The organism is Bacteroides sp. 1_1_14, from assembly GCF_000162515.1.
Classification (GTDB): domain Bacteria; phylum Bacteroidota; class Bacteroidia; order Bacteroidales; family Bacteroidaceae; genus Bacteroides; species Bacteroides thetaiotaomicron.
Map to the genome: position 1 here is coordinate 301,190 of NZ_GG774706.1, position 16,562 is coordinate 317,751.

Here is a 16,562-nt window from a genome sequence, read left to right on the forward strand (position 1 = left end):
AAACGGTAACTTGACTAAAGATTTGAACAAGAATATTAGTAATATTCGATATAATCTTATAAATTTGCCCAGTCAGATAACCTTTAGTGATGGTAATACCATTGATTATGAGTATGGATCGGATGGAAGAAAACTTCGTACTGTCCATCAAACAGGTAATACTATCTTAACGACTGATTATTGTGGTAATGCGATCTATGAGAACGGCTCTTTGAAGCTGCTTTTGACTGAGACAGGATATGTTAGTTTTCCTGATAAGAAGTTCCACTTTTATTTGAAGGACCATCAAGGTAATGTGCGTGTAGTTGCTGATAAGGATGGAAAGTTGGAGGAAACGAATGATTACTATCCTTTTGGTGGTACGTTTACAACATCTACGAGTGTTCAGTCTTATAAGTATAATGGTAAGGAATTGGATAGAGTGAGTGGATTAAACCTATATGACTACGGTGCGAGATATTACGATGCCACAATAGGAAGATGGTGTATGGTTGATTCGTTGTCTGAAAAGTATTATTCATTTAATTCTTATAATTATTGTGGGAATAATCCTGCTCGATACGTTGATCCTGATGGAAATGGGTGGAATGAAGCCTGGCCATTTTTGAAGAGTTCGCTTTCTTTTTCGTTTTCTATTGGCGGACAAGCAAATGCTAATGTTAAAATAATGGGAGTTAATGTTGGATTAGGAGTAAATGGTGGTAGTGTGAAAATTGGTGATGGTCCTTTGACCCTTGAAAAGGGAGTGTCCATTGGAGTGGGAATTTTTAATGCTGAAAATTATACAAGAGCTTATGAACTTGATTCTTGGACATCCGTTAGAGAAAGTGGTTACACTGTTGGAGTACCCGGTATAATAGAGGATCATAAGAAGACTGAAACTTTTGATTCTACTGGTAGATACTTTGAAAAAACGGGAGAATCAAATACAGTAGATACGGATTATACTCTTGGTGTTTCAGCCAGTATAATTTTGGGTGCTGAGATTTCAATTGATTTGTCAAAGATATTGAACTTTGTTAAAGAATTGTTTAAATAAAAAGTTAAGATGGAAGAAATGAAGAAAAAAAGATTCTATGCTATAACTATAGATTTTTTTATTGCTTGTTTTATGGCTTGGGTGGTAGACACTATCATTAGTTTGATTGTAACACCTTCTCCACCCTTCGTGATGTTTCCTACAGCATGTGCTATGCAACTTTTTATGTATTGGTTTTTTTGTAAGGATTGTTGTAAGGGAATGAGCCCGGGAAAACGTATTATGGGAATTCAGGTTATAAATCTTAAAACTCATAATATAGCAGGTCCTTTGAGATGTGTGGTACGTAATCTTTGTTATTGTATGAATTTTATCGAATTTATTATCTTTTTTGCTAGCCCTAAGGGAGAACGCATAGGTGATATTTTGACTTCTACGCGAGTAGTGGAAAAGGATTGTAATTTACGGCAAGAACTTAAATCGGTTGTTTTTACATTTATAGTCTTTTTATTTATTTGGATATTAGGAGTTGTAATTTCTTATGTAAAATTGAAATCTTTTGCTATGTAGTGGTGTAGATGTATTTTTTAGAACAATTCAAATTTGATATTTATGCCAACGAGTATGAAGGATATTCTGCATATTCGTTGGCTTTGGCTTTATTTGTTACGTGAAGATGCTGTTTATGATAATAATTTTGGTTTCTATGAAAATTAAGTTAAAGCATAAACTGGCTAAATGTTACTATATTATTATATATTAAACCTAGAGTTTATTTTATATTTCTAAAAACTTCCACCCATAATTCTCCTCTTTTTCTTTCTTTTTTCTCGTAGGAAAGAATATATTTGTATCCTAGTTTAAACGAAAACCAGTGTATGATATGATAACAACCCAGTTGCTTCGTCCCGAGAGTATAGTTGTAGTAGGGGCTTCGAATAATGTACATAAGCCGGGTGGCGCTATATTGAAGAATCTGATAAACGGAGGTTATCAGGGAGAACTCCGGGCTGTGAACCCGAAGGAGACAGAAGTGCAGGGAGTTCCTGCCTTTGCAGATGTAACAGAATTGCCTGATACCGATCTGGCTGTATTGGCTGTTCCGGCTGTGATGTGTCCGGATATAGTAGAGACACTGGCAAGCGAAAAGCAGACGCGGGCGTTTATCATACTCTCTGCCGGATTTGGTGAAGAGACGCGCGAAGGAGCACTGCTGGAAGAACGTATACTGGAAACTGTCAACAAATACGGTGCATCTTTGATTGGTCCGAACTGTATTGGGCTGATGAATACATGGCATCATAGCGTCTTCAGCCAACCTATTCCGAACTTGAACTCAAAAGGAGTCGATCTGATCTCCAGCTCCGGTGCCACGGCAGTCTTTATTCTTGAAAGTGCGGTGACAAAAGGATTGCAGTTCAATTCTGTCTGGTCGGTAGGAAATGCCAAGCAGATTGGTGTGGAAGATGTGTTGCAATTTATGGACGAGAACTTTGATCCGGAGAAAGATTCCCGTATCAAGCTACTCTATATTGAAAGTATTCATAATCCGGACAGATTGCTCTTCCATGCTTCTTCATTGATAAGGAAAGGCTGTAAGATTGCAGCGATAAAAGCAGGAAGTTCGGAAAGCGGAAGTCGGGCGGCTTCTTCACATACAGGAGCGATTGCCAGTTCCGATTCGGCTGTAGAAGCGCTGTTCCGTAAAGCCGGGATCGTGCGTTGCTTTTCGCGCGAAGAGCTGACTACCGTTGGTTGTATCTTCACCCTCCCCGAACTGAAAGGGAAAAACTTTGCTATCATTACTCATGCTGGAGGTCCGGGAGTAATGCTGACGGATGCTTTGAGTAAAGGCGGACTGAATGTCCCTAAGCTGGAAGGTGAACTAGCGGAAGAACTGAAAGCCCAACTCTTCCCCGGAGCTTCCGTAGGAAACCCGATTGACATCCTTGCCACCGGTACACCGGATCATTTGCGTATCTGCATCGATTATTGCGAAGAAAAATTAGACAATATAGATGCTATCCTGGCTATCTTCGGCACACCCGGACTGGTGACCATGTTTGAAATGTACGATGTCCTCCATGAAAAGATGCAGACCTGTCGCAAGCCTATATTCCCTGTTCTTCCCTCCATCAATACAGCAGGAGCGGAAGTGGCGGCATTCCTTGCCAAAGGACACGTGAACTTTTCCGACGAAGTGACTTTGGGAACTGCACTGTCCCGCATTGTCAACGCCCCGAAGCCGGCGGTGCCTGAGATTGAACTGTTCGGAGTCGATGTACCGAGAATCCGTCGTATCATTGATTCCATCCCGGAGAATGGATACATCGAACCTCATTATGTGCAGGCATTGCTGCACGCAGCCGGTATTTCATTGGTCGATGAATTTGTTTCCAATAAAAAGGAGGAAGTCGTGGATTTTGCCCGTCGATGTGGATTCCCGGTAGTAGCCAAAGTAGTAGGTCCTGTACATAAATCGGATGTCGGCGGCGTAGTACTGAACATTAAAGGGGAACAGCATCTGGCACTTGAATTTGACCGTATGATGCAGATTCCCGATGCAAAAGCGATCATGGTTCAACCTATGCTCAAAGGCACGGAACTTTTTATTGGTGCAAAATATGAAGAAAAGTTCGGGCACGTGGTACTTTGCGGTTTGGGGGGCATTTTTGTGGAAGTTTTGAAAGATGTATCTTCCGGTTTGGCGCCCCTTTCTTATGAAGAGGCTTATTCAATGATTCGCTCCTTGCGTGCCTATAAAATTATCCAGGGAACCCGTGGACAAAAAGGAGTAAACGAGGATAAATTTGCTGAGATTATCGTTCGTTTGTCTACCTTGCTCCGGTTTGCAACAGAAATTAAAGAAATGGATATAAACCCGCTCCTGGCCACTGAGAAGGCGGTTATAGCAGTAGATGCGCGCATCCGAATAGAAAAATAGGACTATTCTTTCATTCATTGAGACATATTTTCTATCTTTAGGCAGTAATTTTGCCTACATTTGATAACTCAAAACAAAAAGGTAGAAAATACGTATAGTATGAAGAAAGCTTTAGTACTCCTGGTAAGTTTTATATGCTATCAAATCGTCTGTCATGCACAAGTGATGGATGAGCATTATTATTTCAAAAACCTAAGTGTACAGAATGGATTATCCCAAAATACAGTAAACGCTATTTTGCAGGATAAACAGGGCTTTATGTGGTTTGGAACAAAGGACGGACTGAACCGGTATGATGGTTTGTCATTTCGTCAGTTCAAGCACGACGGTCGCAGTCAGAGAAGCATTGGCAATAATTTCATAACAGCGCTTTATGAGGATGCGGAAGGAAACATTTGGGTAGGTACGGATGTGGGACTCTATATCTATTATCCGGAGAATGACTCGTTCCGGCATTTTGAAGAACTGAGTGCGGAAGAAACCAAGATAGAACACACTGTGACAGCGATTGTGGGAGATGACCAGGGATGCGTCTGGATTGCGGTAGAGTCTCAGGGACTCTTTTGTTATGATTTGGAGAAAGAGAAACTTCAGAATTTTACCTTGAAAAACTTTCCTTTCATTTCCACTAATGTCCAGTCTTTTGTCTTTGATAACAGCGGAACTCTCTGGATAGGCTGCTATGGTGACGGACTCTTTTATTCAAAAGACCGTCTGAAAACACTTCAACCCTACATCTCTCCCGTCGACAATAAGGAAACTTTCGAGAACGATGTCGTAACTACTCTTGTAAAAGGTGCCTATAATTGTCTGTATATCGGCTCTTTGAGAGGTGGGGCAAAGGAGTTGAACCTAACTTCCAACAAATTACATGATTTGCTTTCCGTTGATGAAAATGAAGAACCGGTTCTTTGTCGTAACTTGCTGGTTGCTTCTGATAATGAATTATGGATAGGGGCGGAATCCGGAATTTATATTTATAACCTTCGAATGGGCAAATATGTCCATTTGCGCAGTTCAATCAATGATCCATATTCTCTCTCTGACAATGCGGTCTATTCACTATGTAAGGATCGTGAAGGAGGCATATGGATTGGTTCTTATTTCGGGGGAGTGAACTACTATCCCCGTTTCTATACTTACTTTGAAAAGTATTATCCGAAAGGGACAGATAATGGTTTGCATGGAAAAAGAGTACGTGAGTTCTGTCAGGACAATCAGGGGATCTTGTGGATCGGTACGGAAGATGGAGGATTGAACCGCTTTGATCCGAAAACAAAAACCTTCTCTTTCTTTACTCCAAGTAATGCGTTCACTAATGTTCATGGATTATGTCTGATTGGCGATCATCTTTGGGTAGGAACTTTTGCGAAAGGAGTGAAAGTTATTGATACACGTACGGGAGCGATTGTGAAAACATATCAGAAAACCGATTCGCCACGTTCATTGATAGATAATAGCGTTTTTTCTATTTGTCAGACAACAACGGGAGATATTTATTTGGGTACTTTGTTTGGTTTGCTGCGCTATAATAAGCAGACCGATGATTTTGACCGGATACCGGAACTGAACGGTAAGTTTGTATATGATATCAAAGAAGATTCCGGCAGTAATCTATGGCTGGCGACCTATGCTAATGGGGCCTATTGCTATAATGTCAATGAAAAGAAATGGACCAATTACTTGCACGATGAAAACAACCCTAGAAGTCTGCCGTATGATAAGGTATTGAGCATTTTCGAAGATTCTCACCGACAAATCTGGTTAACTACACAAGGTGGAGGTTTCTGCAAGTTTCATCCCGAAACAGAAACTTTTACTAGCTATGATTCCCGTAACGGATTGCCGAATGATGTTGTTTATCAGATTGTGGAAGATAAAGAAGGCCTTATGTGGCTGACAACCAATAATGGTCTGGTGTCTTTTCAGCCTGCCACGGGAGCGATGAAAGTATATACTACCGCCAACGGTCTGTTGGGCGAGCAGTTTAACTATCGTTCCAGCTTTGAGACGGAAGATGGAACGATTTATCTGGGCAGTATTGACGGCTTTGTCGCTTTTAATCCGAAAAACTTCTCTGAAAATAAGTCTCTTCCATCCATTGTGATTACGGACTTTTTGTTGTTCGGAAAAGAAGTATATCCTGGTGATCCTTCGTCTCCGCTGAAGAAAAGTATTAATTTCTTGGATGAGCTGGTTCTTCAGCCTGATCAGAATTCTTTTTCATTTCGTGTCGCTGCTTTGGATTTCCAGGCTCCGCGAATGAATCAGATCATGTATAAGTTGGATGGCTTTGATGATGAATGGCTGCCCGTTGGAGAGAGTCCTGTGGTATCCTATTCCAACTTGTGGTATGGCAATTATACCTTCCGTGTGAAAGCTTCTAACAGTGACGGAGTATGGAACGAAAATGAAGTATCTTTGATCGTTCGTATACTTCCTCCTTTTTATCTTACTATCTGGGCTTATTGCGTATATGTTTTGCTGATCATAGGCTGCTCCCTGTATGCTGTGTGGTATTTCAAGCAGCGAAGTAACTATAAGCATCGCAGGCAGATGGAGAAGTTCGAGCAGGAAAAGGAACGCGAGATCTATCATGCAAAGATCGACTTCTTTACGAATGTAGCTCACGAGATACGTACTCCGCTGACTTTGATTAAAGGTCCGCTAGAGAATATTATTCTTAAGAAAAAGGTTGATGCGGAGACGCGTGAGGATCTGAATATTATGAAGCAGAATACGGAACGTTTGCTGAATCTGACGAACCAATTACTAGACTTCCGCAAGACGGAAAGTCAGGGATTCCGTTTGAACTTTGCTAAATGCAACATCACGGAGGTGCTGAAAGAAACCCACCTGCGGTTTACTTCTCTTGCCAAACAGAAAGGACTGGAATTTACCCTGCAACTGCCCGAGACGGATTTTTATGCTCATGTCAATCAAGAGGCATTCACCAAGATTATCAGTAACTTGCTGAACAATGCCGTGAAATATTCGGAACATTATATACACGTATCTCTGGAGGTGACCGAGGGGGATGAAAGCAATGTATTCCGTATCCGTACGGTGAATGACGGAGTGATTATCCCTCGTGAGATGAGGGAAGAAATATTCCAGCCTTTTGTCCGTTTCAACGAGAGAGAAGACGGAAAAGTGACCACCGGAACGGGTATCGGACTGGCTCTTTCACGCTCATTGGCCGAACTGCATCAAGGAATGCTGGCTATGGGGGAAGAAGAAAATAGTAATACCTTCTGCCTGACATTGCCTATCGTTCAGGATATGACAATTACTTTGACTCCGGAAACAAAAGCGGAACCGGAACCTGTAAGTGAGGTTCCGGTGGAAGTGGCACAAGGAGAAAAAAAAGACAATCGCCCTACAGTACTGGTAGTGGAGGATAATCCGGATATGCGAGCCTTTGTTGTCCGCCAGTTGTCGAAAGAATATGCCGTACTGTCGGCAGTCAATGGGGCGGAAGCCTTGAAAATGCTGGATGGCAATTATGTGAATTTGGTAGTGAGTGATGTAGTCATGCCTGTGATGGATGGCTTTGAACTCTGTAAGACGATTAAATCGGACTTGAATTATAGTCATATCCCTGTTATTCTGCTGACTGCGAAACGAACATCCAGTCTAAGATAGAAGGCATGGAGCTGGGCGCAGATGCCTATATCGAGAAGCCTTTCTCTGTCGAATACTTACAAGCTTGTGCCTCTAACCTCATTCAGAACAGAGAAAAACTACGCCGGACTTTTGCGCAGTCACCTTTTGTGGCAGCCAACACCATGGCATTGACCAAGGCCGACGAAGACTTTATCAAGAGACTGAATGAAGTAATTTTGGCTAATCTTAATAATCCGGAGTTCAGCATGGATGATATAGCGGACAGTCTGAATATGAGTCGTTCTAACTTCTATCGTAAGATAAAGGGAGTACTGGATTTGAGCCCGAATGAGTATCTTCGTTTGGAACGCTTGAAAAAGGCTGCCCAGTTGCTGAAAGAAGGAGAAGGGCGAGTAACTGAAATCTGCTATATGGTAGGATTCAACTCTCCGTCCTATTTTGCCAAATGTTTTCAGAAGCAGTTTGGAGTGTTGCCGAAGGACTTTGTGGATTGAATAATCAGTTAGCCTTGATACGGAAACTGAAATAAAATACGAGAATTTAATAAATTAAATAATGAAAGATACACCTATTAGTAGACGAGATTTTCTGAAAAATATGGGAATAGCCGGGGCTGGAGCATTTCTTGCAGCGAGTCCCTGGCTTTCTGCATTTTCGGAGGTGACGAACACGTCTAGTGAAAAATGCCGTCTGGCAATTATCGGTCCCGGTTCGAGAGGACGATTTTTAATGAGTTTCCTTGTGAAAAATCCGAAGGTGGATATTGTAGCGTTGTGCGATATTTATCAGCCTTCGATTGATGAGGCTTTGAAACTTGCCCCTAAGGCAAAAGTATACGGTAACTATAAGGAGGTGTTGGAAGATAAGAATATAGATGCCGTCCTTGTGGCAACTCCTCTTAGTGCTCACTATAAAATAGTGATGGATGCTTTTGATGCCGGGAAACATGTATTCTGCGAAAAGTCAATCGGTTATACGATGGAAGAGTGTTACCATATATATCAAAAGCATCGCAGCACCGGAAAAATTTTCTTCACCGGACAGCAACGTCTCTTTGATCCGCGCTATATCAAGGCGATGGAAATGATCCATGCGGGTACGTTCGGCGAAATCAACGGAATTCATACTTTCTGGAACCGGAATGGCGACTGGAGACGTTCTGTTCCTTCACCAAGTTTGGAGCGTCTGATAAACTGGCGTCTCTATAAGGAATTCTCGAAGGGATTAATGACGGAACTTGCCTGCCATCAGCTTCAGATAGGTAGCTGGGCATTGCAAAAACTTCCTGAGAAGGTAATGGGGCACGGAGCCATCACTTATTGGAAGGACGGACGTGAAGTATATGATAATGTAAGTTGTATATATGTATTCGATGATGGCGTGAAGATGACATTCGATTCCATTATTTCCAATAAGTTCTATGGTCTGGAAGAGCAGATTATGGGTAATCTCGGAACGGTGGAACCGGAAAAGGGACGATACTACTTTGAAAGTGTGGCTCCTGCACCGGCATTCCTGCAGTTGGTCAATGACTGGGAGAACAAAATGTTTGATTCACTGCCTTTTGCAGGTACAAGCTGGGCACCGGAAACTGCCAATGCGAATACAGGAGAGTTTATTTTGGGCGAACGTCCGAAAGGTGACGGTACTTCCTTGTTGCTGGAAGCATTCGTAGAGGCTGTGATAACACAAAAACAACCGGAAAGAATTGCCGAAGAAGGCTACTATGCTAGTATGCTCTGTCTGTTGGGCCACCAGGCTATGGAGGAAGAAAAAACGCTTTACTTTCCTGATGAATACAAAATTGACTATCTGAACCATCAATCCAAAACACTCGAAACAGTATGAAAGATACAGTCCTGACCGCACGACGGAAGAAAATAGAAATAATCACTTTACTTGTATGTTTTGTGCTTGCCAATCTGGTGAATCTTTATGCAATCATCACATATCACAGATCCATGATGGAGATGATCACCTCTATTTTCTATATAATCATTTTTGCTTTTGTACTCTATGCCGCATGGGCGCTTCTGCGCCTCCTTTTCTATGGAGTGAAAGCGCTATTCACAAAGAAGAGAAACAGGCTGTGAGAACAGACCTGAACGAATATACTTAATCAATATCAATGAATAATTTATGACAACACGAAGAGATTTTCTAAAGACAATGTCACTGGCCTCTGCCGGATTAGCACTGGGATCCGGTGAACTGCTGAATGCTCAAACTATTTCATCGAAAAAAGGAAGAAATGAAAAGGTAAAAATAGCCTATATTGGCATTGGAAACCGTGGAGAGCAAATTATACAGGATTTTGCACGTACGGGTATGGTAGAGGTTGTGGCTCTGTGTGATGTAGACATGGGAGCTAAACATACACGAAAGGTGATGGGCATGTATCCTAAAGCGAAACAGTTCAGAGACTTCCGCCAGATGTTTGACAAGGCTGGTAACGAGTTTGATGCTGTAGCAATTGCTACTCCTGATCACTCTCACTTCCCTATCAGTATGCTGGCTCTGGCTTCCGGCAAACACGTGTATGTGGAAAAACCGCTGGCCCGTACTTTCTATGAGGCGGAACTGTTGATGCAGGCTGCCCTTAAACGTCCGAACCTGGCTACTCAGGTGGGAAATCAGGGACACTCGGAAGCAAATTACTTCCAATTTAAAGCTTGGATGGATGCAGGGATCATCAAGGATGTGACAGCTGTTACTGCTCACATGAATAATCCGCGTCGCTGGCATAAGTGGGATACGAACATTTATAAACTACCTTCAGGCCAGCAACTCCCGAAGGATTTGGATTGGAATACCTGGCTGGGAGCTGTTCCTTATCATGAATATTGCAATAAGTATGATCAGGGTGAATGGCGTTGCTGGTATGACTTCGGTATGGGAGCTTTGGGCGACTGGGGAGCACATATATTGGATACTGTTCACGAGTTTCTTGAACTAGGCTTGCCTTACGAAGTGACTCTGACACATCAGGAAGGACACAATGATTACTTTTTCCCATATTCTTCTACGATTCTTTTCCGTTTCCCGCAGCGCAAAGGAATGCCACCGGTAGATGTCACTTGGTATGACGGTCTGGATAATCTTCCTCCTATTCCTGCAGGTTACGGTGTTTCCGGACTGGATCCGAACATTCCCAAGACTAATCAGGGCGATGTTCCTCCTGCCAAACTGAATCCGGGAAAGATTATTTATTCAAAGGAACTGACTTTCAAGGGTGGTAGTCACGGAAGTACTTTGTCTATCATTCCAGAAGAAAAGGCAAAGGAAATGGCAGATAAGTTGCCGAAAGTGCCTAAAAGTCCGTCCAATCACTTCGAGAATTTCTTGCTGGCATGTAATGGCATTGAAAAGACGCGTTCACCGTTCGAGATTAACGGTGTCTTGAGCCAGGTATTCTCACTGGGAGTAATGGCGCAACGTCTCAATACCCAGTTATTCTTCGATCCCCGCACGAAGCAGATTACCAATAATGAATTTGCTAATTCAATGTTGGCCGGACTTCCGCCGCGTAAAGGCTGGGATGAGTTCTATAAGTTGTAAAGACCGGTAGGAAATATAAAACAGAATAAAGTTTGATTATAATAACAATATAAGTAATGAAGAAAAATATCGTATTGACTTTACTTTTGTTCTGTGCCGCTTCTTTGTCAGCACAGAATTGGGAACCGCTTTTCAATGGTAAAAACCTGAAAGGATGGAAAAAACTGAACGGCAAGGCTGAGTATAAAATCGTAGACGATGCCATTGTAGGTGTATCAAAAATGGGAACTCCTAATACCTTCCTGGCAACCACCAAGAATTACGGAGATTTTATCCTTGAGTTTGACTTTAAGATTGATGATGGCTTGAATTCAGGAGTACAGATTCGCAGTGAAAGCAAAAAAGAATATAACAAGGGCCGTGTACACGGTTATCAGTTCGAGATTGATCCCTCCAAACGTGCCTGGTCGGGTGGTATCTATGACGAAGCTCGCAGAAACTGGATTTATTCTTTGAACTGGAATCCTTCGGCACGTACGGCTTTCAAGAACAATGCATGGAATAAGGCCCGTATCGAAGCGATAGGCAACTCTATCCGTACATGGATCAACGGAGTGCCTTGTGCTAATATTTGGGACGATATGACTCCTGTCGGATTTATCGCTTTGCAGGTACACGCTATCGGCAACGCTGCTGACGAAGGCAAGACAGTAAGCTGGAAGAATATCCGTATCTGTACGACAGACGTAGAGCGTTATCAGACACCGGAGTCTCAGGCTGCACCGGAAAGAAATCTGATTCCTAACACACTGTCTCCGCGTGAGAAGAAAGATGGCTGGGCTTTGTTGTGGGATGGCAAGACTAATGAAGGCTGGAGAGGAGCGAAACTTTCTACTTTCCCTGCCAAAGGCTGGAAGATGGAAGACGGCATCCTTAAGGTAGTAAAAAGTGGCGGTGCAGAATCTGCCAACGGTGGTGACATCGTAACTACCCGTACCTATAAGGACTTTATCCTGACTGTAGATTTCAAGATCACTGAAGGTGCAAACAGCGGAATCAAGTATTTTGTTAATCCTGAAATGAATAAGGGTGCCGGTTCTGCTATCGGTTGCGAGTTTCAGATTCTGGACGATGACAAGCATCCGGATGCTAAACTTGGCGTGAAAGGCAACAGACAATTGGGTTCATTGTATGACCTGATTCCGGCTCCTAAGAATAAACCTTTCCATAAGAAAGAGTTCAATACTGCTATGATCATCGTCAAAGGCAACCATGTAGAGCACTGGCTGAATGGAGAGAAACTGATTGAGTATGACCGTAACAATGAAATGTGGAATGCACTGGTAGCTTATAGCAAGTATAAGAACTGGCCTAACTTTGGAAATATTATTGAAGGTAACATCCTTCTGCAAGACCACGGAGATGAAGTATGGTTCAAGAACGTGAAGATTAAAGAATTGAAATAAGAATATATTGTAGAAGAGGAGTTGTGCCGGAAATCTCATTTTGTTGATGAATGCTGCTTCGAGCACAGCTCCTTTCTTTTTTGATAGATGAAGACTGCCATTCAACATTTGTACAGACCATCCCATGAGGGCGATGGATTACTTTACGTCTGGTTCCCGTCTATGCATACACGCGTAGATATTCTTTTGTGCAGTCAGAAATCAGAAGAAGAACTGCTGTCTGTTGCTGAACGTATTCATGAAGCTTTAAGCTGCCTGGAGAAGACAGCCAACTATTATGATCCTGCCAGCGAACTGGCTGTCGTTAACCGGACCGCTTCTGTATCTCCGGTAGTTCTTAGCAGTCAACTTTATGCAATGGTTGATCTGTGTCTGGAATATCACGAGAAAACATCGGGATGCTTCGATGTGACAGTTCATTCGGAGAATTATAATCAGGATACTATTCATTCGGTATGTTTGTCGGCAGAAGAACAAAGTATTTTTTACCGGCAACCGGGGATAACGATCAACCTTTCAGGATTTCTGAAAGGATATGCCTTGGAGACAATCAGAGACATATTGCACTCCTGTTCTATAGAAAATGCGTTGATCAATATGGGAAACAGTTCTGTACTTGCTTTAGGCAACCATCCGGCCGGAACGGGATGGAAAGTTAACTTTGGCAACCAGTCGGAGACGGAAAAGACCGGGGAGTCTCAAAGTATACTCCTTTATAATGAATGCCTCACTACTTCCGGAAACGAGTCGGAGGGGCGCAGGCATATTATTTCTCCTCAAAATGGCAACTTTGTTGAAGGTCTCAGGCAGATAGCGGTTGTAACAAAGAACGGGGCTGTCGGAGAGATACTGTCTACCGCTCTGTTTGCCGCCGGTCCGGAACAGCGTGAAACGTTGCTTGCCAGTCTCCGCCCTTTACTTGTCAATCACTTCCTGATTGGTTATTAATCGACCGCATTATTTCTTCTTTCTGGCGATAAAACACGTCTGGAATGGTCTTTTGACCATATTATTCCATTTATCGGTCTATTTCTTTTATTACTTCTGTTGATTTTTGGTTTTCTTTGTAGCGTCGATTATCAATCTAACTTTTATATGAAAAATAAGATTTTATTAGTAGGGCTGTTTTGCTGTAGCCTTGTATCAACAGAAGCACAAGTATTATTGGATAAGAACGCTGGTAAAAACAGTTTTCCCATCGTTTCACCGGCTGCCAATGTCGTTGTTTGTTTTGATGGCAAGGATGAAACTGTCGTTCGTAAAAGTGTGACTTTATTTGCAGACGACGTTCGTCGTGTGACGGGACAGGACCTGAAAACACAAGCAAGTAATCCGGGTGATGTCTCGGCTCGTTATGCCATCATCGTGGGAACTGTCGGAAAAAGCGCATGGATCAATGCGTTGGTAGCCCAAAAGAAGATAGACACAACTCCCATCACCGGTGGATGGGAACGTTATATGATAGAAACGGTTGATAATCCTGCACCGGGTATTAAGAAAGCCATTGTCGTAGCTGGTAGTGACAGGCGTGGTACGGCTTACGGACTTCTCTCCATATCTAAAGCGATAGGTGTGTCTCCCTGGTACTGGTGGGCCGATGCTCCGATAAAACAACAGAAAAAACTGGCTGTCAACGTTCATAAATTCATTTCAAAAGAACCTGCTGTCAAGTTCAGAGGTATCTTTATCAATGACGAAGACTGGGGACTTTATCGCTGGTCAAAGAACAATTATGAGAAAGAACGTGGAAACTTCGGACCGAAAACATACGCGCAGATTTGTGAGTTACTGCTCCGTCTTCAGGCAAATTATCTGTGCCCGGCCATGCACGATGCGTCTATGGCATTTCATCGTATACCGGAGAATAGATTGGTAGCAGATAGTTTCGCCATCGTGATGGGGTCTTCTCACTGCGAACCGCTGTTGTTCAACACGGCAAGCGAGTGGAAACGTGACAAGATGGGCGAATGGGATTACATCAACAATAGAGCGGGAGTAGACAGTGTGCTGAGAGCACGTGCGAATGAATGTGCTCCTTTTGAGAATGTGTACACTCTGGCTCTGCGCGGATTGCATGACAGAGCGATGAATGCGAGCAATGATATGGCGGATAGAAAACAGATGCTCCAAGATGCATTGATGGCACAAAGAAAGATGCTGATTGATGCGACGGGTAAGCGTGGCGAAGATATTCCGCAAGCCTTTACTCCTTATAAAGAGGTGCTGGATGTATACGACGAGGGGCTGGAACTGCCGGATGATGTTACGATTATATGGCCGGACGACAACTATGGCTATATGAAGCGTCTGAGCAGTCCGAAAGAACAGAAGCGTTCGGGACGTTCGGGTGTTTATTATCATTCTTCCTATCTGGGCAAGCCTCACGATCATCTTTGGATGAACACCACTTCACCCACGCTGATGTACGAAGAACTTCGCAAGGCTTATGACATGACGGCAGACCGGATCTGGCTGCTCAATGCCGGTGATATCAAATCATGTGAGTTTGCTGTAGATTTCTTCCTGTCGATGGCTTATGATATCGATTCTTTCAATTTTGACGGAGCGGCTACTTATCGCACGGAATGGTTGTGTGGTATGCTGGGTGATGAATACCGCAATGAGTATCAGGATGTGATCAACTCATTCTACAAACTGGCTTTTGCCCGCAGACCGGAGTTTATGGGATGGGGCTATCAGTGGGCTACCGATAAGCATGGAAGAGAACGGAATACAGATACTGATTTCTCCTTGACGAATTACAGGGAAGTGGATTCACGCCTGAGTGAATACCGCCGGATCGGAAGCATTACAGAGAAGATTCTGAATAAGCTGCCGGAAGAGAAAAAGGCCTGCTTCTACCAGTCATTGTATTATCCGGTGAAAGGATGTGAGTTGCTGAACAGAATGATACTGGACGGACAGAGAAACCGTTGGTACTCCATTCAGCAAAGAGCGTCTACCGGCGAACTGGAGAAAAAAGTGAAGGCTTGTTATGATAGTCTACAAGTCATTACCAAAGGATATAATTCGCTGCTCGGTGGCAAATGGGATCATGTAATGACAATGAAACAGGGATTTGCTGCTGCTTACTTTGAACTTCCGGCATTAAGAAAGACTTCACTGGCATCTGATGCTACACTGGGCGTAATGGCAGAGGGAGAAGATGTGCTGAAAGGTCTGAAGAGTTTCCACTCCTTGCCTTGCTTCAATACTTACCTGCGTCAGTCATATTATGTGGATGTTTTCAATAAAGGGGCAAGCCCTTTGAAATGGAAGGCATCTGTTACGGAAAACTGGATTTTATTGAGCAAGAAGGCAGGCGAAACGGCTACGGAAGAACGTATTGAAGTATCGGTAGACTGGGCAAAAGTACCGGTTGGAGAGAAAGTTTTCGGGGTATTGGAAATTACTTCTGACCGGGGCGAGAAAGAGAATGTTTACATCTCTGTATTCAATCCTTCTTCTCCATCCCTTGCCGAAATGGATACTTTATTTGTGGAACATAACGGATATGTCTCTATCGATGCGGCAAGCTTCCACCGGAAAGTGGAAAATAAGGCGATCAAGATGAGAACCATTCCTAATCTGGGGATAGAGAATACGGCTATTCAGTTGGGTGATCCGACGGCTGCCCCGCAACGTACCGCAGGCCGTAGCACACCACGTTTGGAGTATGATTTCTATACTTTCGAGCAAGGTTCGGTTGATGTCTATACATATGTGTTGCCTACATTCGTGACAAGCAAGGACAGAGGCTATGCTGGACACGAAGCAACGAATATCGAAACCAAATATGGTGTATGTATTGACGAAGGGCCGGTTTTGAATCCGTCTACATCTTCTTTTGAATATGCGCAAATCTGGTATGAGAGTGTATTGAAGAACTGTAGAATCAATAAAACAACTTTGCATATCGACAAGCCGGGTAAGCATACCGTGAAAATAATCTGTGGAGATGCCGGAACTGTATTGCAAAAGATTGTATTGGACTTTGGAGGAATGAAACGTTCCTACTTTGGACCACAACCGACAAGAAAATAGAGTT

At 43.0% G+C, this 16,562-nt stretch carries 9 protein-coding genes and 1 pseudogene; all 10 read left to right on the forward strand.

All coding sequences use genetic code 11. The features are described from left to right. On the forward strand, nt 1-1,039 hold a 1,039-nt coding region (locus tag HMPREF9007_RS26260; RefSeq protein WP_129593467.1), incomplete at its 5' end, for an RHS repeat-associated core domain-containing protein. 9 nt (nt 1,040-1,048) lie between these two features. After that, nucleotides 1,049-1,549, forward strand: a complete 501-nt coding sequence (locus tag HMPREF9007_RS0125095) for an RDD family protein (RefSeq protein ID WP_032850426.1) — start codon at nt 1,049-1,051, stop codon at nt 1,547-1,549. Nucleotides 1,550-1,862: 313 nt separating this feature from the next. Continuing rightward, a complete protein-coding gene (locus HMPREF9007_RS11410) occupies nt 1,863-3,923 on the forward strand; it encodes an acetate--CoA ligase (protein WP_008761857.1) in 2,061 nt (686 codons plus the stop codon). Nucleotides 3,924-4,022: 99 nt separating this feature from the next. After that, a pseudogene (locus HMPREF9007_RS11405) lies at nt 4,023-8,044 on the forward strand (two-component regulator propeller domain-containing protein). Between the two features lie 61 nt (nt 8,045-8,105). After that, complete coding sequence (locus HMPREF9007_RS11400; RefSeq protein WP_008761858.1) at nt 8,106-9,398, forward strand: Gfo/Idh/MocA family oxidoreductase; 1,293 nt, start codon at nt 8,106-8,108, stop codon at nt 9,396-9,398. Next, complete coding sequence (locus HMPREF9007_RS11395; RefSeq protein WP_008761859.1) at nt 9,395-9,643, forward strand: hypothetical protein; 249 nt, start codon at nt 9,395-9,397, stop codon at nt 9,641-9,643. Before HMPREF9007_RS11400 ends, HMPREF9007_RS11395 begins: the two co-directional genes overlap by 4 nt. A gap of 46 nt (nt 9,644-9,689) precedes the next feature. Then, the gene (locus HMPREF9007_RS11390; protein WP_008761860.1) at nt 9,690-11,108 is read left to right on the forward strand and encodes a Gfo/Idh/MocA family oxidoreductase; all 1,419 of its coding nucleotides are present in this window, start codon (nt 9,690-9,692) and stop codon (nt 11,106-11,108) included. A 56-nt stretch (nt 11,109-11,164) separates the two neighbouring features. Beyond that, the gene (locus tag HMPREF9007_RS11385) at nt 11,165-12,514 is read left to right on the forward strand and encodes a DUF1080 domain-containing protein (RefSeq protein WP_008761861.1); all 1,350 of its coding nucleotides are present in this window, start codon (nt 11,165-11,167) and stop codon (nt 12,512-12,514) included. Nucleotides 12,515-12,601: 87 nt separating this feature from the next. After that, a complete protein-coding gene (locus HMPREF9007_RS11380) occupies nt 12,602-13,462 on the forward strand; it encodes an FAD:protein FMN transferase (RefSeq protein WP_008761862.1) in 861 nt (286 codons plus the stop codon). A gap of 147 nt (nt 13,463-13,609) precedes the next feature. Continuing rightward, a complete protein-coding gene (locus tag HMPREF9007_RS11375; protein ID WP_008761863.1) occupies nt 13,610-16,558 on the forward strand; it encodes a glycosyl hydrolase 115 family protein in 2,949 nt (982 codons plus the stop codon). Nucleotides 16,559-16,562: the final 4 nt, after the last annotated feature.